The sequence below is a fragment of the Clostridium sp. genome, assembly GCF_050717515.1.
Lineage (GTDB): Bacteria > Bacillota > Clostridia > Clostridiales > Clostridiaceae > Clostridium_AD.
Map to the genome: position 1 here is coordinate 97765 of NZ_JBOITL010000027.1, position 19935 is coordinate 117699.

At 30.1% G+C, this 19935-nt stretch carries 17 protein-coding genes and 1 pseudogene; 3 read left to right on the plus strand and 15 right to left on the minus strand.

The genetic code is table 11. The features are described 5' to 3' along the window. Window positions 1-76: 76 nt before the first annotated feature. The 6 genes from ACREV6_RS13345 to miaB form a co-directional block, all read right to left on the minus strand. Window positions 77-673, minus strand: a complete 597-nt coding sequence (locus tag ACREV6_RS13345; protein WP_431578527.1) for a GNAT family N-acetyltransferase — start codon at window positions 671-673, stop codon at window positions 77-79. Between the two features lie 318 nt (window positions 674-991). Then, window positions 992-1243, minus strand: a complete 252-nt coding sequence (gene hfq, locus ACREV6_RS13350; RefSeq protein WP_431578528.1) for an RNA chaperone Hfq — start codon at window positions 1241-1243, stop codon at window positions 992-994. An 87-nt stretch (window positions 1244-1330) separates the two neighbouring features. Next, complete coding sequence (miaA, locus tag ACREV6_RS13355) at window positions 1331-2269, minus strand: tRNA (adenosine(37)-N6)-dimethylallyltransferase MiaA (protein ID WP_431578529.1); 939 nt, start codon at window positions 2267-2269, stop codon at window positions 1331-1333. A 15-nt stretch (window positions 2270-2284) separates the two neighbouring features. Further along, window positions 2285-4171, minus strand: a complete 1887-nt coding sequence (gene mutL, locus ACREV6_RS13360) for a DNA mismatch repair endonuclease MutL (protein ID WP_431578530.1) — start codon at window positions 4169-4171, stop codon at window positions 2285-2287. Window positions 4172-4215: 44 nt separating this feature from the next. Beyond that, window positions 4216-6897 carry a DNA mismatch repair protein MutS gene (gene mutS / locus ACREV6_RS13365; RefSeq protein ID WP_431578531.1) on the minus strand — a complete coding sequence of 894 codons (2682 nt, stop codon included), beginning with the start codon at window positions 6895-6897 and terminating at the stop codon, window positions 4216-4218. A gap of 21 nt (window positions 6898-6918) precedes the next feature. After that, window positions 6919-8253, minus strand: a complete 1335-nt coding sequence (gene miaB, locus ACREV6_RS13370) for a tRNA (N6-isopentenyl adenosine(37)-C2)-methylthiotransferase MiaB (RefSeq protein ID WP_431578532.1) — start codon at window positions 8251-8253, stop codon at window positions 6919-6921. 285 nt (window positions 8254-8538) lie between these two features. On the opposite strand from miaB, the gene ACREV6_RS13375 reads away from it, so the two are divergent. The 3 genes from ACREV6_RS13375 (at window position 8539) to ACREV6_RS13385 (ending at window position 10549) form a co-directional block, all read left to right on the plus strand. Then, entirely contained in the window at window positions 8539-8697 is a 159-nt protein-coding gene (locus ACREV6_RS13375; protein WP_431578533.1) for a hypothetical protein, read from the plus strand. Window positions 8698-9051: 354 nt separating this feature from the next. Beyond that, window positions 9052-10362, plus strand: coding sequence for a pyridoxal phosphate-dependent aminotransferase (locus ACREV6_RS13380; RefSeq protein WP_431578534.1), 1311 nt, complete (start codon window positions 9052-9054; stop codon window positions 10360-10362). A 37-nt stretch (window positions 10363-10399) separates the two neighbouring features. Next, window positions 10400-10549 carry a hypothetical protein gene (locus ACREV6_RS13385; RefSeq protein ID WP_431578535.1) on the plus strand — a complete coding sequence of 50 codons (150 nt, stop codon included), beginning with the start codon at window positions 10400-10402 and terminating at the stop codon, window positions 10547-10549. A 40-nt stretch (window positions 10550-10589) separates the two neighbouring features. On the opposite strand, the gene ACREV6_RS13390 is transcribed toward ACREV6_RS13385, so the two are convergent. The 9 genes and pseudogenes from ACREV6_RS13390 to ACREV6_RS13430 all read right to left on the minus strand — a co-directional run bounded on the left by ACREV6_RS13390 (window position 10590) and on the right by ACREV6_RS13430 (window position 19929). Beyond that, window positions 10590-11462: a GNAT family N-acetyltransferase gene (locus ACREV6_RS13390; RefSeq protein WP_431578536.1), complete on the minus strand. Its 873-nt coding sequence runs from the start codon at window positions 11460-11462 to the stop codon at window positions 10590-10592. A 112-nt stretch (window positions 11463-11574) separates the two neighbouring features. Further along, a complete protein-coding gene (locus ACREV6_RS13395) occupies window positions 11575-12633 on the minus strand; it encodes a CotS family spore coat protein (protein ID WP_431578537.1) in 1059 nt (352 codons plus the stop codon). A 222-nt stretch (window positions 12634-12855) separates the two neighbouring features. Next, window positions 12856-13695 (minus strand): annotated as a pseudogene (locus tag ACREV6_RS13400) (4-hydroxy-3-methylbut-2-enyl diphosphate reductase); the annotation flags it as partial. A gap of 100 nt (window positions 13696-13795) precedes the next feature. Beyond that, entirely contained in the window at window positions 13796-14461 is a 666-nt protein-coding gene (cmk, locus tag ACREV6_RS13405) for a (d)CMP kinase (RefSeq protein WP_431578538.1), read from the minus strand. 34 nt (window positions 14462-14495) lie between these two features. Further along, on the minus strand, window positions 14496-15722 hold the full coding sequence (locus ACREV6_RS13410) for a BaiN/RdsA family NAD(P)/FAD-dependent oxidoreductase (protein WP_431578539.1): 1227 nt from the start codon (window positions 15720-15722) through the stop codon (window positions 14496-14498). Between the two features lie 152 nt (window positions 15723-15874). Continuing rightward, window positions 15875-16246 carry a hypothetical protein gene (locus tag ACREV6_RS13415; protein WP_431578540.1) on the minus strand — a complete coding sequence of 124 codons (372 nt, stop codon included), beginning with the start codon at window positions 16244-16246 and terminating at the stop codon, window positions 15875-15877. A gap of 317 nt (window positions 16247-16563) precedes the next feature. Continuing rightward, window positions 16564-18084, minus strand: a complete 1521-nt coding sequence (locus ACREV6_RS13420) for a YybI family spore inner coat protein (RefSeq protein ID WP_431578541.1) — start codon at window positions 18082-18084, stop codon at window positions 16564-16566. 308 nt (window positions 18085-18392) lie between these two features. Next, window positions 18393-19349 (minus strand): DUF4097 family beta strand repeat-containing protein, encoded by a 957-nt coding sequence (locus ACREV6_RS13425; protein ID WP_431578542.1) that lies wholly within the window; start codon window positions 19347-19349, stop codon window positions 18393-18395. Further along, on the minus strand, window positions 19336-19929 hold the full coding sequence (locus tag ACREV6_RS13430) for an HAAS signaling domain-containing protein (RefSeq protein WP_431578543.1): 594 nt from the start codon (window positions 19927-19929) through the stop codon (window positions 19336-19338). Before ACREV6_RS13430 ends, ACREV6_RS13425 begins: the two co-directional genes overlap by 14 nt. Between the last annotated feature and the right edge of the window lie 6 nt (window positions 19930-19935).

Here is a 19935-nt window from a genome sequence, read left to right on the forward strand (position 1 = left end):
TTCTGTATCTTCAGTAGCAACAGTCTCCCACTAGGACTTACTATACATACTGTGAATATTTGCTCAATATTGTCACTTATAGTATATAATCTTTTTTTATTATAGCCAATATTACATCATCCTCAAACTTGCCTTTCATAATTGTTCTTTCTCTAACAATCCCCTCTTGAAGAAAATCAGCTTTCTTTAAAGCTTTTACAGAAGCATTATTGCCAAGGGTTACAGTAGCTTCTATCCTATTAAAGTTCATATTCTCAAATCCAAATTTCACTAAAACCTTTATAGCTTCTGTTGCATATCCTTTATTCCATTCATCACGATTAAATCCATACCCAATCTCACTTCTTATTGAATTGTCATCAAAACTCCCTAAGCAGCAATAACCAATAATCTTATTATCACTCTTTCTTGCCACCCCCCAGGTAATCTCTTCTTTATCTTTAAATTCCCTCCTGTAACGATTTATTATAGAAAGTGCATCATCTTTAGTTTCAATTGGTTTATACCAATCATATTTAGCAACTTCAGGATCACTATAAATTTTAAATATATCCTCTACATCCTGTGAAAATACTTCCCTATATATCAATCTTTCAGATTCCAATACTGGAAATATGTCAAAACAAGATTTATTAATTTTTATTTCTTGCGTATTACTATTATTGCTTGTCATTTAGTATCATTCCTCTCAATAATTATTATAATGTCTTTTGCCATTCATAGGCATTAGTTAGATAACATTTTACAATGAATAAAACTAATTTATATCTATACTTATTTCAACACAAAACTACTTTTACCTTCAATATTTGTAAATTTAGGTAAAAAAATAAAGTCAGAAGCTAGATTTATCTAACTTCTGCTTTGAATTATTTTATATTAGGGGTAGCGTCACCCCTTCCTGCACAAAAACCACGCTAAAGAAAGGGATATATTATACATATATAATATATCCCTTTCTTTATATAATCTGTGTGAGTGCTTTGTTATACTACTCCTCTAAAGGCCTTGCTTCTGAATTGTCGTTAAATAATATTGGTTTTAATGGGGTTATAGTAGAAATAGCATGTTTGTATATCATCATTTGTTTTCCATCGCAATTTAATATCACTGTAAAACTATCAAACCCTGTTACATTGCCCTTTAACTGAAACCCATTTGTTAAATACAAAGTAACAGGTATTCTATTCTTTCTTGAACCATTCAAAACTATATCTTGTAAATTATTAATAGATTTACTCATAAATACGCCTCACCTCCATAATATGTATTTTAAGAATATTCTATAAATATCCTAAAAATCCTTTTTATTTTATGAAAATATAGTAATTTATAATTTTTTCATAGAAGGTAGCTTACTTACAATATATTCTACGATTTCATCATCATTGTTAAAATCATCCTTATTAATCCAATTTATTCGTGGATCTTTTCTAAACCAGGTAAGCTGTCTTTTAGCATAATTTCTGCTTCCTTGTTTAATCATTTCTATAGCCTCATTTAAAGATATTTCATGGTTTAAGTAGTATAATATCTCTTTGTATCCTATGCCCTTCATTGATTGCATATCTGCATTATAGCCCATTTCTTTTAATTTTATAACTTCATTAATTAAATTTTTTTTCATCATTATGTCTACACGAGAATTTATTCTACTATATAGCTTTTGTCTATCCATATTTAGCACAAAATAATGTACATTATAAGGTATATCTAAAAGGTTTTGCTCCTCTTTAAACTCACTCATGGGTTTACCACTGACTTTATAAACTTCTAAAGCTCTAATAACCCTTTTTAAATCATTGGGATATAGTTTATTGTATGATTCCTCATCAATATCCTTAAGCAAGCTATGTACATATTCATTTCCTTTCGTATCTGCAAGTACTGTAAGGTAATCTCTATATTCTTCATCTTTATTAGTATCAGCAAAGCTATAATTGTATATTAATGAATTTATATAAAACCCAGTTCCACCAACTATCATTGGAAGTTTATTTTTACAAGTTATTTCTTCAATAGCACTTTCAGCTTTTTCTTTAAATTCTGCCACACTAAAACCTTCACTTGGCTCTATTATATCTATTAAATGATGAGAAACTCCCCTCATCTCAGCTTTTGAAATTTTAGCAGAGCCAACATCCATATATTTGTATATTTGCATTGAATCCGCTGATATAACCTCTCCATTTAACCTTTGTGCAAGCTTTATAGAAATTTCCGTTTTGCCTATAGCTGTGGGACCGGCTAAAATAAATAAATCTTTCATTTTTCCACCTTTTCTCTATTGTATTCTTTTGAATTTTTTTTCTAGTTCATTTAGCGTTATTTTTATTATTGTAGGTCTTCCATGTGGACAAGTAAAAGGTTCATCAATATATCTTAAATCATTAATCAATTTATTTGTTTCCAGTTCTGATAGCTGATTATTTGCTTTTACTGCCGCTTTACAGGCCATGGTTGCTATACGATTATACTTAATTTCTACAGTTTTACCCGTGCCCATATTTTTTAAATTGTCCAAGATCTCATTAAAGAGATTTTTAATATCCGGCATGCCAAGTATAATGGGAACTTCCTTTATACTTATTGTGTTTTCACCAAATTCTATAATATCAAAACCAGAATTCTTAAACACCGCTTCATTTTCAACGTAGTGTGCGTAATCATCTTGGCTAAGTTCTATTACTGTTGGCGTAAGTAAAATCTGGGATACCACCTCTGAATTCATAATTTCAATTTTATATTTCTCAAATAGTACTTTTTCATGAGCTGCATGTTGATCAATTAAATAAAGCTCATTGTACGCTTCACCAAGGATATAGGTTTTATTAAATTGCCCTATAATTCGAAGCTCAGGAAACTTTGAGATTTCAGAAATTTTATTTTCTGAGGGCACCTTTTGCATATCATAATTAATACCATAGTTCTCTTTAATATTTTCACGCCCATCTTCATTGGCTAATCCATTAGTAGTTACACTATGTGAATTATCCCACTCATTGTTTGCTGTTTTATAATTAAAATCTAATGGAATTTGAATTTGTTTTTCCAATTCCTGTTTATCTCTTTCATCTATAACTATCCTGTTAAAATCATAAATTTGACTTCTCAAAGTATTTTTTTCTACTTCTTTTCCAACATAATCTTCATTATCCTCTTCTTCTATAGTGAAATTGCCTCTCAAACTATCAGCAATTGCCATATGCACCGCATCAAAAACAATCTTGAATACAGCTTTGTCCTCTTGAAACTTAATTTCAGTTTTTTGTGGGTGAACATTTATATCTATATACTCAGGAAAAATATCAAGAAATATAACAAAAAAAGGAAATTTATTTATAGTCAAAAAAGATTTAAAAGCATTTTCTACCGCTGCGGTAATTAAACTGCTTTTAACATACCTTTTATTAACAAAAATACTTTGCCTATTTCTACTTCCGCGACTTATTTCTGCATTACCAATATATCCATGAACGGACATTACATCGCCCAACTTTTCAAAACTTGTAATATTGTCTACAACCTCTTTGCCATATATGTATCTGATGGTATCACAATGATTTGTAGAGCTATAGGTAGTTAAACCCTTTTTATCATTATTAATTAGCTTAAAAGAAATTTCATTGTTAGCAAGTGCAAGTCTTCCCAAAATATCTGATATTAAAGCGGCTTCTCTTTGAGGTGTTTTTAAGAACTTTTGTCTTGCCGGAACATTAAAAAATAGATCCTTAACTTCTATAGTTGTACCAATATTACATCCTATTTCTTTAACGTATATTATGTCCCCTGAGGACTGTGATATTTCTTTGCCCACCGTTGATTCTTTAGTTCTACTGCTTAATGTAGTTCTAGATACAGAGGCAATACTTGCTAATGCCTCTCCTCTAAAACCTAAGGTGTGTATATTATAGATGTCTTCAACATATTTTATTTTACTAGTAGCATGAGGCAAAAATGCCTTTTCTATATCATCTATATGTATTCCAGCGCCGTCATCAATTATTTTTATATTTTTTTGGCCACCCTCAAAAATCTCTACGATAATATTTTTCGCACCTGCATCTATGCTATTTTCTACAAGCTCCTTTACTACTGAGGAAGGGCGCTCTACCACTTCACCTGCAGCAATTTTATTGGAAGTTTCAACTTCTAATACATTGATTCTCATGATAACTCACATCCTTCGCTATCTCCATAGCAACTTAGCTGTTTTTATAGCAACTTGGCTCTATTAACTAACTCATATAGCTTATTAAAACCATCCATTGGTGTTAGATTAAGGATATTTATGTTTTTAATTTCCTTTAATATATTATCCTTCTCTATGTCCATAAAATTAATTTGAACAACCTCATCTTTCACTATATTAGGCTCATGAGCTATAGCTACTTCATCTCCCACAGTTTCAATAAGCTTTTTTTCATTCTTATTATTAGTTTTTTTGCTTGAAGTTTTCTTATCTATTAAATCAATTTCAGTATTATTAAGATTCTCTAGTACTTCTAAAATTTCATTCGCTCTGTTAATTACATCCTTTGGAAGCCCTGCCAGCTTTGCTACCTCTATACCATAGGATTTATCAGCTCCCCCAGGTACAATTTTTCTTATAAACACAATTTCATTTTGGATTTTCTTTACAGCTACAGAATAATTTTTAACGCCCTTAATCATACCCTCAAGTTTTGTTAACTCATGATAATGGGTTGCAAATAAGGTTTTACTCCTCAAGCTTAAATTCTTACAAATATACTCAATTACAGACCAAGCAATACTTAGTCCATCATAAGTACTAGTTCCTCGACCTACCTCATCAAGTAAAACTAAACTTTTATTAGTTGCATTTTGTAGTATATTGGACACTTCCCACATTTCTACCATAAAGGTACTTTTACCAGCAGCAAGATCATCTGAAGCTCCTATTCTCGTAAATATCTTGTCACATATGGATATATCAGCTGACGCGCAAGGAACAAAGCTACCTATTTGAGCCATAATAGTTATTAAGGCCACTTGACGCATATAGGTGGATTTACCAGCCATGTTAGGTCCAGTTATTAATAGTAGTTGATTATCTACAGTATCCATATATGTGTCATTTTCGATAAAAGTATTGGTAGGCATCATTTTCTCAACTACTGGATGTCTTCCCCCCACAATATTAAAAAGACCCTTTGTATTTATTTCAGGTTTTGTATAATTATTTTCAAGGGCAATTGTAGCAAGAGAGCTTAAACAATCAATTTCTGATATTAGCTGGGCAGTACTTTTCATTCTTTCAACATGCTTTTCAATATCTTCCCGAATACCTGTAAATACCTCGTATTCAATATTTACCAATTTTTCTTCTGCACCTAAAATCTTTTCTTCCATTTCCTTAAGTTCAGGAGTAATATATCTTTCTGCATTAGATAGTGTTTGTTTTCTTATATACCTGCCCTCAGGGATTAATGGAATATTCGCTTTTGTTATTTCTATATAATAACCAAACACTCTGTTATACCCTACTTTTAGGGATCTTATTCCAGTTATGCCCTTCTCATCATTTTCTAAGGTAGCAATCCATTCCTTACCGTGAGCCTTAGCCAGCCTCAGCTCATCTATTTCAGTATTTAAGCCCGCCTTAATAATATTTCCTTCTTTAATAGAAATAGCTGGATTTTCAATAATGGACTTATCTAAAGTATCATATATATCTTTTAAGTCATCTAAACCTAAATATATTTTCCTCATTAATTTGCTATTAAGTCCTTCTAAAATGGACTTAACCTTTGGTATTTTTTCTATAGAATTTTTAAGAGAAATCAGTTCTTTTGCATTAACATTTTTGGAAGAAATTTTTCCTACAAGTCTTTCTATATCATATATATCCGTAAGTACCTCTTTTAAATCTTCATGGGTGGATATATTATTTTTAAGTTCCGAAACAGACTCTAATCTTTCTTCTATTAAACTTTTATTTATTAGTGGTTGATCTAACCATTTTCGAAGCCTTCTAGCCCCCATTGCAGTACTGGTTCTATCTAATACCCAAAGCAGCGAACCTTTCTTAGTTTTGTCTCTTAGTGTTTCCGTCAGCTCCAAATTCCTTCTAGAATTCGCATCTAAACTTACATAATCTAAAATATCATAATATTCTATAGTATCTATGTGAGACAGAGAATTTTTTTGAGTATCCATAATATAGCTGAGAAGTCCTGTAGTACTCCTAAGTAATGCTTCAGACAGGGTGCTTTCACTAAAATTATGAAACTGGTTTTTTATTAAAGTATAGTCTGACCTTATAAAATAATCATTTGGATAAGATGAATAGGATACATTAAATCTTTCTTTGATGGCACTTAGCATCTCGCCTGATATATCCTCTGATACAATAATTTCTTTTGGACTAAATTTTGAAATTTCATCTAATATATTAACAAGGCTTAATTTAGTATCCGTGCAACTAAATTCCCCTGTTGATACATCACAAAAACAGAGTCCACAGAAATTAGTTTTTTTATCAATGTAAATACTCATAACATAATTATTTTTACTTTCTTCTAAAAAACCAGAATCAGTATAGGTTCCTGGCGTAATTATTTTAATTATATCTCTTTTAACTATGCCCTTTGCCACTGCTGGATCTTCTACTTGTTCACATATAGCAACCTTATATCCTTTAGCAATTAGCCTACCCACATAGGTACCAGCTGCATGGTATGGAATTCCGCACATAGGTGCCCTTTTTTCTAGTCCACAGTCACGGCCTGTAAGCACCAGCTCTAATTCTTTTGCTGCAAGCTCTGCATCTGTAAAAAACATTTCATAAAAGTCACCTAATCTAAAAAACAGTATACAGTCCTTGCAGGTTTCTTTTATCTCAAAATATTGTACCATCATTGGAGTTAATGCCACTTGTAATGCCCCCTTGCTTGTCTATGCGCCTAATATTTCTTCACCCATAAGTGAGAAAGAATGTGCGTTGGTTATTTGAACTGATACCAGCTCTCCAATAGCTTTGTAATTGCCTTCAAAGTTAACTAATTTTCCTGTTCTTGTTCTTCCAGTTAACTTGCTTTTATCATTTTTACTAAAACCTTCAACCAGTACTTCTACAATTTTTCCTACATATTCTATATTTTTTTCTTTAGAAGTTCTATTAACAACTTCGATTAATCTATTAAATCTTTCATGCTTAATTTTATCCGGTACTTGCTCGAGCATTTCATCTGCAGGAGTTCCTTTTCTTTTAGAATAAAGGTACATAAATGCTAAATCAAATTTTACCTCTTCCATAAGACTTAATGTCTCTGCAAAGTCTTCTTCTGTTTCTCCTGGAAATCCAACAATAATATCTGTACTGAGTCCAACATTCGGTAGTATATTTTTTATATTTTTAACTAATTCCAAATATTGCTGCCTATCGTAGTGTCTATTCATTTTCTTTAAAAGATTAGTTGAACCCGATTGTACTGGTAAATGAACTTGTTCACAAATTTTATCGCACTCAGCTATTACTTCTATTACTTCAATAGATAAATCCTTTGGGTGAGATGTCATAAATCTTATTCTCTCTAAATCCTCAATCTTGTTAATTCTTCTAAGTAACTCCGCAAAATTTATTTCAGGAATTAATCCCTTGCCATAAGAGTTAACATTTTGACCAAGTACGGTTATTTCTTTATACCCCTCTGAAACCAAAGTTTTTATTTCATTTATAATATCTTCTGGATTTCTACTTCGCTCTCTTCCTCTTACATAAGGAACTATACAATAAGTGCAGAAATTATTGCAACCATACATAATAGTAACAAATCCTTTTATACTACTTTCCCTGTCTATTGGCATTCCTTCGATGATATCTTCTTCTTTATCCCAGATTTCTACAATAGAAGGTTCCCCGCCTTGTATTCTTTTTAAGTACTCAGGAAATTTGTAAGCATTATGTGTTCCGATTATAATATCTACAAATGGAAATTTAGTGATTATATGTTTAGCCATACCTTCCTGCTGCATCATACATCCAGTCACTGCTATTATAAGGTTTGGATTCTGTTTTTTCATATTCTTTAGAGCTCCTATGTTTCCATCAACCTTTTGCTCTGCATTCTCTCTAACACAACAAGTATTGAAAATAATTATGTCAGCTGCTTCCTTATCCTTAGTTTTTTTATATCCCATAGGTATTAGCATGCCGGATAATTTTTCGGAATCCTCCTCATTCATCTGACAACCCCATGTTTCTATATAATAGTTAAGTATTTCATTCATTAGTGCATTCTCCTTTATAAAAAAAGTATTACTATCTACCTATTATATATAATTTATAGGTTTTTTTAAAGTCATTTTTTATAATTCAATATATTTATTCATTTAATTTATTTACTTGAAATATATGTTTCAAGTAGATTATAATATTATTAGTTGCTTTTGTATTGTAATATAGAAAAAAATTACATAAATATGTGGTTTTATATTTATCTATAATTTTCATTTGTTTAGCTTTTACATTAATTTTCTGCTTTTGGGTAAGCTACCTAAGAGGAGTGATTCTATATGTATGATGCAAAAAAAAGTGAAAATTCGAGAGATAAAAAATTACAATATGATTGTATTGGTGATAGAAGTTATTTTTATATGTGTGCCCATAGTAATATGGTAAATATAAAAGTACCCTATGTACCTGTTGAAATCATAATAAGAGAATTTAAGTAGTGTTTAAATTTAGGATGGGAGTCTTTGGGCCATGGCCCTTTAGTTCCATTTTCATTCTTTATCTTAATAAAGACATAAATAATAACACTCACCTATTTTTTATTTCAACAATAAAAGTTTAAAGCAAGTGTGCATTATAACAAAGAGGTATCTTAGTTAATTAAGATACCTCTTTATATTTTGTTATGGAAAAATTAAATTATAAAGATTGTCACTCATCTGCCACCGTTTTTAGAGGTTTAGTAGTCAATTACCATAAATTAAACATCATAGCAATAATTTAATTAACCTGATATAATATAATATGAAGGTAATATTTTATAAATTATAATTATATTTTTAGGGGGTATTTTTATGAACAAACCAATACTGTCAGAACATTTGAAGAAAAGGATGCCATCAGACGTCAGACTTGGTCAAATCAAATTTGATGAGCGCACAGTTAAACCTGCATTAGTTAATGTAGCAATTGGAAATGTTTCCCTACCAACAAATCCTGCTATGCAGAAAAGGATGTTTTCATTGGATGCACCTGAAAGTCCATTTGCAAAGGGTGTTGTAAGATATTCAGGTACTGCCGGCGTAGCTGAGGCTCAGGATGCATTTAAAAATATTCTAAAGTGCCAAGGTTTTGATACTAGTAAATTATTCGTTCAGGTAACTGATGGCGGATCCTCTGGTATGGAACTTTTATTACTGGGCGTTTGCGGAGATGCAGGCACTGATGATAAGCCTCTTATGATGATTGACCCAGCCTATACAAATTATATTTCTTTTGCAGAAAGAATCGGCCGTAAAACTGTTACAGTAAAACGTAATTTAGGCGCTGATGGCAAGTTCAGCCTTCCAGAGCTTGACAAAATTGAAGAAACCATTAAAAAGCACAATCCTGGAGCACTTCTTGTAATACCTTATGACAATCCTACAGGACAGCTCTACGACTATGCAACTCTTAAAGAGCTTGCTAAAATATGCGTAAAATATAATATGTGGATGATCAGCGATGAAGCTTATCGTGGACTGTTTTATGTTGACGGTGATCTGGTAAGCATTTGGGGAATCACTGATGCAGATGTACCTGGCATTGAAGGCAGAAGAATAAGCATCGATACCGCATCAAAGGTATGGAGTGCCTGCGGTTTAAGAATCGGAGCTTTAATCACTGATAATGAAGAGTTCCATACTCAGTCAGTAGCTGAATATACTGCTAATCTTTGCGCCAATGTAATAGGTCAGTATATCTTCGGAGCACTGGCTCATGAAAGTAAGCAGCAGATTGATGGATGGTGCAAAGGCCTTCGTGAGTATTACAAAAATATCATGTTTAAATTCTATAACGGTATGAGAGAACTGGACCCTGGTCTGATTGTTTCTAGCCCTGATTCATCTATATATTCAGTAGTCGATGTTAGAAATGTTGTAAAACCAGGATTTGATTCAATCAACTTTGTTATGTATTGTGCCCAGGAAGGTTCTGTGGACTGTGGCGGAGTAGAAACAACTCTTTTGGTAGCACCTATGAAAGGTTTCTATGACCTTAAACCAGGCCAGGCTAATCCAGGAAGCACTCAGATGCGTATCGCATTCGTAGAAACTCCAGAAAACATGGAAAAGGTTCCTGAGTTATTCGTTAAGCTTCTAAGGAAGTATGAGGAAGCACACTAAATAGCTATTAACATCCTTCAATTATAATAAGACAGTAATGGTTACACCTGCAGAAGGTTTTCATGCAACTAAGGGGCTAGGTATAAATGAAATTAGATTATCCTATTGCCTTAATACAACTGCATTAAAAGAAGCTATGGAAATTTTGGGAATAGCTCTTGAAAAATATATGGAATTAAATAGATAGACAATAATATAAAAGGAGGTAATCATTACCTCCTTTTATATTATTGTAGTCTAGTTTTTTGCCAAGTATATAATTCTCTTTTAATATTAAAACCAAGTGACCTATATAATCTAAAAGCATCAACATTATTAGAATCTACCTTAAGTGATACTTTAGAAAAGTCATTTTCCTTAGCTATATTTAGCAAATAGCACAGTAGCAGCTTCCCGTATCCTTCTTTTCTATATTTTTTTACAATTCCAAAATTCACTATTATCGCAATCTTATCTTCAACTATAATTTGACCATATCCAATCGGTATTTTGCCAAGCTCAATAAATATTGCACCCTTATCAAAATAATATTCCTGTGCTTCATCATAATAAATATCTTGTATATTTATGGGAATTCTATCCTCGTTGTTAAATATCTCATTTTGTAATAAACATCGTGTTTTTTCATCTTTATCCTTTTCTACTATAGAAAAATTAATGTTCTTAGGCGCGATGCTACTAACATATTCTGTGCAGGGTTTTTCAAGTTCCATAAATCCCTTAGCTCTTTTAAACCCTAGCTTACTTAAAATATCTATATTTACTTCATTATCTTCACATTCATAAGTTATTAAACTATCATTTTTCAGTGGACTAATTAATGTTTCATAATAATAAATTAAATTATTATCTCCCATTACATTAATTGAGTTAATTGAACTGTGACGCTTATTATGTTTTTCAAACCATATATAACCTATATAATTATTTTTTTCTAATAGTAGGTTTACGTTTTTCCTTAAAAACATTCTTTGGATAATATTGCTGTTATCGTACAGCTCAAAGAAATCTTTATTTGACAAACTAAAATTATTATTAAATTCGGAAACTTTTCTAAACTTATTAATGTTTTTTAAAGTTAGATTTATTGATTTATACATTTATCTTTACTCCATTAATTTTTATTTTAAATATATTTGATTACTTATAAAGTATAATACATTTCTAATTATAAATCTATTAATAACATTTTTACAATAAATTTATTATTTTTTATAAATATTCTTGTAAAAAAATCAAATAATCAGCAAAAAATTTCTCTTGATTTTCATTGTAGCTTAATATTCTGTTTAGTTTATGAAAATATTTAGTCTCTGACCATTTTTTTTGATCTATATATCTTCTTTGTCCTAATTTCCAAAATTTTTGCGGGAAAATTATTAATGCAAACATTATTTCTAAATCTTCTTTGCACAATCTATTAATAGAATTATAAGCTTCAATTAGAGCTTTAGCAAAATTAAAATCCCATCCACAAGATTGTTTAAACATCAATCTCCTAATGAGCCTTCCTAAATCACTTATTTGTAAATCAATCATAATACCATCAAGGTCAGTTATGAAATACTCTCCCTCCTTTTTAATTATATTCTTATAATAAAAGCTATTGTGACATATTGTCTTCTTATCATTTGCTACTTTTGATAATTTGTAATACTGTGACTTTTTCAGTATATCAATAGCTGACACTCCTCTATCATAGAAGTTATCAATTCCCTCTAAAAAAAGCACATCAAAATCATTTTTTATCCTTTTCCCAATAATTATTTTTTTGAATTTTTCAAGATTATTTAAATTACTAGAGAAAAGCTTTGGCCAATCCTTTAAATTTTTTCCTAAGTGAATTTTGTTGTGCTCAATTCTATTTGATATATTATGAAACTCAGATAAGAGCTTTGTACAATTTACAGCTTCATCAATATTAGTTAAATCACATTCATAGCCTTCTAACCATTCTGTTAAGTAAAATATATTACTTTTATAACTTACATAAAACGCACCCTCCTTTGTTCTAAAATACTTAGCTATATTGGGAAATCCATTCAATATTAGCTCCTCTGTTAAAATGCAACCACTCTTAGCTTTATTTCTTCCATGTTTTGTTTTCTTTAAACAGAAATTGCCAATAGCTGTTGTAATTTTGTATGCACCTCTAATTTTTTCTGCACTTACTAACTGGATATTATACTTATGCATTACGGTTATTAATATCTGCATTTCTTTATTTGTAATTATTTTAAAGCGCTCAACTGTCCTTGCATTCCCTTTCAATTTTTTCTCTCCCTATAATAGTGCTATTAAATTATATTAATTAAGTTTATTTAGTATTCAATAATTCGTAAATAAGATATTTATTTATAAACTATTTTGGCTTCCACAATTTCAAAAGTCCAATAAATTATAAAAAACGTGTATGCATAATTTATAATGCCACACGTTTTTATGATATATTATTTTTATATCAAATATTATAATTTTATAAATCTATTTACGGGAATTAATCTTTGTAATTGCTTCTTTAATAATCCAATCTGGTGTAGAAGCTCCTGCTGTGACCCCTATATTTTTTAATTTCGAATCTTTTATAAATTCGTCTGGTATACCTAATAGATTTTCTACATGTACTGTGTTTCCACAATTTTTTTTACAGATTTCATAAAGTTTTGTAGTGTTTGAACTATTAAACCCGCCAATCACTACCATAGCATCCACTTTTGTTGAAAGTTCCTCTGCAGATTTTTGGCGCACTTCTGTTGCACTACAAATAGTATTGAACGCCACTATTTCCTTACTTGTTTTTATAACCATAGTTAATACCTCTTCCCAAGTAGCTTGCCTTTCTGTTGTCTGAGATACAACGCATACTTTATTGGGTACATTAAAAATGGAGTCACCACTCTTAAGTATTAAAGCCGAATCATTACACCACCCATTGATTCCAATAACTTCAGGATGATTTTTATCTCCTACAATAATAATACTGTATCCCAAATCATAGTATTTCTTTACCTTCTTGTGAATGTTTTCTACATAAGGACATGTCGCATCTATTATATTAAGCTTGTGTTTCTTTAAAACATTTAACGTTTCTTCAGATACTCCATGAGATCTAATAATGATTGTATCATTTTCTTTTAAGCTATCAATATTATCAAGTTCTATGGGGAATATTGAATTCCCTTTTAAAAAATCTACAACATCGTTATTATGAATAAGTGGTCCTAGTGTATAGATTTCACTTTTGTACTTCTCTTTCATTTTTAAAGCCGTTTCTACTGCTCGTTTAACTCCAAAGCAAAAGCCAGCTGAATCTGCAAGTGTTATGGTTTTCATTCTGCCTCCTCCTTATTAACCCGATTTTCCTCAAAACACTGATTTTTAGAAGAAGATCAGTGTTTTTGAGAAAAGTCGGATTAAAATATCTCACAAAATACTAATTAATATTTTTAATATTTGAATTAATATAATTAATCATTTTTTGCGCTACTCCATCAATGTCTAAATCATTAGAATCAATTTCTATAGCATCTACGGCTTTTTTAAGTGGACTAACTTCTCTATGGGTATCAATATAATCCCTTTTTATGATATCACTTAAAATAGTGTCATAATCAACTTCTATATCCTTTGAAATTAGTTCTTGGTACCTTCTTTTAGCTCTCTCTTCACTGCTTGCAGTTAAGTAAAATTTAAAAGTAGCATCCTTAAGTACAACAGTGCCAATATCTCGGCCATCCATAATAACATTGAATTTTTTAGATATGTCTTGTTGTAATTTAACAAGAATTTCTCTAACTTTAGGCACCGCTGCATACTTTGAAACATTGTTACTTATAATTGGCATGCTTATCATATCTGTCAAATCTTCCTTGTTAACAAATAAATGGTCCTCCTCAAAATGCATTTCTAAAGATTCTACTGTTTTAACTAGGTCATCTACATTTTTTTCAGATATATTTGCATTCATAGCCTTTAGTGTAACTGCTCTATACATTGATCCTGTATTGATATACATAAGATCGAATTTTTCACCTATTATTTTAGCAATAGTACTTTTCCCTGCACCTGCAGGTCCATCTATCGCAACTGAAATTCTCATTATATTCCACCCGCCCTTTATAAACATGATAATATTAGTTTTCCCCTACATTATTTCCAGCTAAATAGCCTGTGGATAATGCTATTTGAAGGTTATAACCTCCTGTATATGCATCTACATCTATCATTTCGCCTGCAAAATAAAGATTATCAATTACCTTTGATTTCATAGTAGAAGCATCTATTTGCAACGTGTCTACTCCACCACTGGTTATAATTGCTTCTTCTATTGGGCGAAGCCCCTTTATGTTAAGAGGTAAATTTTGAAGTAAATTCACTAGAACTTTTCTTTCTTCTTTAGTAATAGAATTTACTTTTTTATTTTCATCAATATTAGATAATTGAATTATTGTATTAATTAATTTACTAGGAAGTAAATCATTTAATGAGTTCTTAAAATCTTTGTTTGCATATTTTAAGAAATCACTTTGAATTCGCTTATCAAGCTCAACTTCACTTAAAGCTGGTTTTAGATTTATAAAAGCTTTTAATTTTACTCCTTCTTTCACAAAACTACTGCCACTTAAAACAATAGGTCCTGAAATACCATAATGAGTAAAAAGCATTTCTCCAAATTCTTTATATATACTTTTATTTTTACTATCAGTAATCCTCAATTCTACATTTTTTAGAGAAAGACCTTGTACATCCGGAATCCACGTCTCCTCAACCTCTATTGGTACAAGAGATGGTCTAGGTTTAATTATATTATGTCCTAAAACGCGAGCATAGGATAACCCTTCTCCAGATGAACCTGTTTGCGGATATGATAGACCACCAGTACATAAGATAAAATAATCCCCTAATAGTATACTTCCATCAGAAAGCTCAACTCCAGCAATTTTTTGATTATCTCTAATTAATTTTTTAACTTTTGTGTTTAATAGCACTTCAACATTTTTATTTTTTAATTCCATATTAAAGGCTTTTATAATATCTGAAGACTTATCTGACTCAGGAAATACTCTATCTCCTCTTTCGACTTTAAGGTTAACTCCCAATTCTTTGAAGAAATTCATTGTATCTTCATTAGTAAATGAATATAGTGAACTATATAAAAAATGCGGATTACATGGTATATTTTCAAAAAAATCACCTATATCCTTCGCATTTGTAATATTGCATCTACCCTTACCAGTTATATAAAGTTTCCTTCCTAATTTTTCATTCTTTTCAATGAGTACCACATCGTGTTTTGATGAAGCTGCAACAGCTGCCATCATCCCTGCTGGTCCTCCTCCAATAATAATTATTTTTGACACTTAATCACTCCCTTATAATACTTACTATTATAACTTATAATATTGACCAAAGCTATAAGCTATAGTATATTTTGCTTAAATCAAGTGTTATCAATGTATATAATAGTAATGCACAAAAGAAATATTATCAACATAACATAAAATAAAAGTGGCTATTTAGTCACTTTTACTTGTGATTTAGAAATAGTGGCTGTGATTACTATTCCAAGTATAATGTATGAAAAAAAGCTTACTATAAATGTACCTAATCCCCTTGACCATGTGGGCGTAATTGTTCCTGAAAGCATAAACACAATGTTTATTAGTAACCATAAAACTATACCTGTAATTGTTCCTGAATAAATAAAGTTAATTGTGAATTTTTTGGATAATATTTTCGATATTATCCAACCAACAAAACCAGTAATCAATATATGCATAATCCAACTTGAAACAGAATTTGTTCCTGTTTCTCCAAAGTTTATTACTAACATAATAAACCCTCCTAATACACCGCCTAAAAAACCTGATACCCCTCTTTGCATAATAAATTCCTCCTATTCAGAGAAAGTAAATTTATATTAACTCTAAATAATATTTTGCTTAATTTATTGTAAATTATACTTGGTAAAATTTTAGTTTTATTATACTCCTCTACATTAAAATTCTTTCTATAAATCACAATAAATAATGATTCCTAATCATTGTTACCATCATATAATTTAACAGTAAAAATTGGAAAAGTCCAAACTTTACTGCACCATAGTTTCCTAAATCGTAGCAAAATAAAAACGTCACAAACTTATATAGCTTGTAACGTCTAATATGAACACTAAGTCAGAATTCTTCAGATATTATATACCTAAGGATTCACAACCTCCACATTAACAAGTTTAATTCCATCCTTTTGTATATCCCAGATTCCTTTAACGTATCCAAGAGTTTCCGCATTACTTGTTCCGATTACTCTTTGAGAACTTATTAGTTGATATTTACCATTAACAGCTTTAATCTCAACATCGCTTAATGGATTTCTCATACCAGAAGTGTTTTGCATAAGTTTTCCTTCCTTATTATATAGATTAAATTCTATATAGACATCTTTCATACTACTTATATCTAATGAATAGGTTTTATTACTTTCTTTAACATTAACATCAACTTTGAACCCATCTTTAAATTGAACATCATATTCTAATCCATAGTTAAATTTCTCTTGATCAAGTAAATTAGTAACCTTATTATCTTTTAATGATATTAAGCTATATGCTTGCATCCCACCACTTCCGCCACTTGGAATAGTAACAAGTAATTCGTAAGCTTTATCATTGTTTAAATCTCCTGCAAACAATGTTGGAGTATATCCAGAATTGTTTTTACTAACAGGAATTTCCTTAACCTTGTTAGTTTTAGAATCATAAACCTCAAGACATATATTATCTACATAAAGACCAGATAAATTAAGATCAGAGATGCCTGTTAAGCTTATAAACTCTTTTATTCCATTTCCATTAACATCGGCCTCAGTTTGAGCAAAAACATGTTTTAAACTTACTTTATCAGCAGCTAGTTTTATATTTTTACCATCCCATTTCCACTCAGATTGTAAATATCCAAGTGTATCTGCATTACATGTTCCCACTATGCGTTGAGAAGCAATTAGTTCATATGTCCCATTTTTATCTGTGTCTACTGGTGTTAATTCTCCAAATCCATTCAACCATGGTTCAATGTTTTCTTTTGATTTTCCATCTTTATCATATATATTTAATTCTATATATTGCTGTTTATTAGGTGATAAATCAATTTGAAAAGTTTTATTTAAATTTTTGCTACTTAAGCTTGCCATAAAGTTATCTTCAAACTTACCTGTTAAATCTATTTCACTGCTACTTTTTTTGCTATCCCAAAGTACACTTAGCTTATTTTCCTTAAGATTAACAATAGAATATTCGATTATTCCACCGCTTCCACCCGTTGGCATTTTTACAAATATATCAGGCGTTCTATCTTCATTAAAATCGCCTAAAAATATTGTAGATTGATATCCACCACTATCTTTTCCTAAGGATGATTTTATAAATTTTTTAGTCTTTCCATTTTGAACTATTATATTTAAGTTCTCAAAATATATATCATCCTTATTTGTTTTTGTTCCTGTTAAAATCACATTGTCTTTTATTTTATCACCTGTTATATCAACGTATTTATAATCTGAAACATAAGTGTTTTTACTTAATTTTAGTTCAGGTATTGATATAGGTGAACCTATTTTATAGTTTGGTTGTTTCGGTATTGTAATACCTTGAGCGCTTATTGTAGACCCTGCAATAATAAGTGAGCCTAAAAGTATAGATGATAGAGTTAATCTTTTATTTTTCATAGTTATTCCTCCATTAAAATTCATTACTTTATATACCAATAGTATCATGTGTATTTATAAAAAGGTTTACAAATTAGGTATAATCCAGTTACAAAATAGCAACAACTTTATTTGAATACAATTATAAATAATATAAGGTTGAAAAACTCTATACTAAAGCATTAATCATACATTACACCTGAAATATAATTTAATATACTTATCATGTTTTTTATTAATCAAACAAAAACCTTATAGAATATTCAAATAAGAATTCTAGAAAAAACCAGGAATTCAGGAAGATATTCTTCTCTAAATTCCTGGTTTTTTTACTGACCCAAAGCATTAATAGTAACATTACCTGAAGTTGTGTCTATTTTTATTGTTTTATTTCCATTACCTACAGTTCCTTTAATTTCATGCTTATCCGCTTCTCCTGTTACTGTTATAGGAAAGTCATTTTTAAGATCACCTGACGTACTATCAAAATCCAATTTAAACTCTGATTTTTTAGGAAGTTTTAATTCCACATCACCAGAAGTAGTATCTATATTAATATCATTTCCAAAGTCTTTATAATTAAATTTAAATGAGCCTGAAACTGATTCTCCTAATATATCTCCTGTAATATTTTCTATTTTTATATCTCCTGAAGTTGTATCAAATTCATTTTTTTTGCTTAATAGAGATTTTACATTTACTTCACCAGAAGTACTGTCAAATATTGTTTCATTAGTTGTTAATACGTTTATCTTAGCATCTCCTGATGTTGTATCAAATTTAAATTTATCTAACTGCAGGTTTCCTATAATAGCATCCCCTGAGGTTGTATCTATTTTTAAATTGTTTTTATACCTTTCCGGAATATATATATCTAACTTTGCTTTCATACTTCCGTTTAGACTTAACATAAAAACAGGATACTTTATTAATATATCTAAATTATCCTCATTTAGATTGGTTTCTAAATATGCTACTGTTTTTTTCGATTTTGTATTACCATAAAAATGAACTTTTATTTTATCTTCTTTGGTAGTGATAATATTTACATCTGTGCTTACCGTTTCTACATTTATAGTTTTAATATTTTCTTTGCTAAATTCCTTTGTAGTATTAATATTAAATTTATCACTAGATGAGTTAGTATTTACCTGTGCTATTTCATTACCGGATTTTATAATTCCGAGTTTATACTCAAGGACGTACCCTATGCCCCCTAGTATTATTGAACACATCACTATAATTATTAATCCCTTTATAATTTTTTTCTCATTAAATTCTTTCATAGTTTTGCCCCTCTTTCCCATTAATTATTTTGATATTTGTTTTTAAATATTTAATAGTCTCTTTATATAGCCATCTGGTTAGATGTTTACAACCCATAAACATTAAAGCACCTAAAGCACTGAGACCTATACCCATTGAAATACTTATTACCCAGTTTACATCCATGGATATATACTGTGGAAATATTGATTTAAGAAATGTCCCTAAAACTGCCCCTACTCCACTTATGGTGAATCCAAAAGCTGTTGCATATAATGCTATAAGTACTCCAACAATAGCTATAAACGGTCCTAACAATATTATATTAAAAAATCCTAAGCCAACTGCTGCAATAACAGCTCTACCAATATTTCTTGAAGATTTTGTATTTTGTGCTTTCTCAATCATATAATTTGCTCTTAACTGTTTTGCAATAGTTTTAGGTTCTCCAAGAGATAATGCTATGTTTTCTTCACTTCTCCCTTGTTCTATACCTATGGTAAAATATTCATCATAATCCGTTGAAATATCTTGTTTTTCCTCTTCAGGAACATTAGTTAAGTTTCTTGAAAGTTCTTTCATAAATTCATTTTTATTCATATTTTT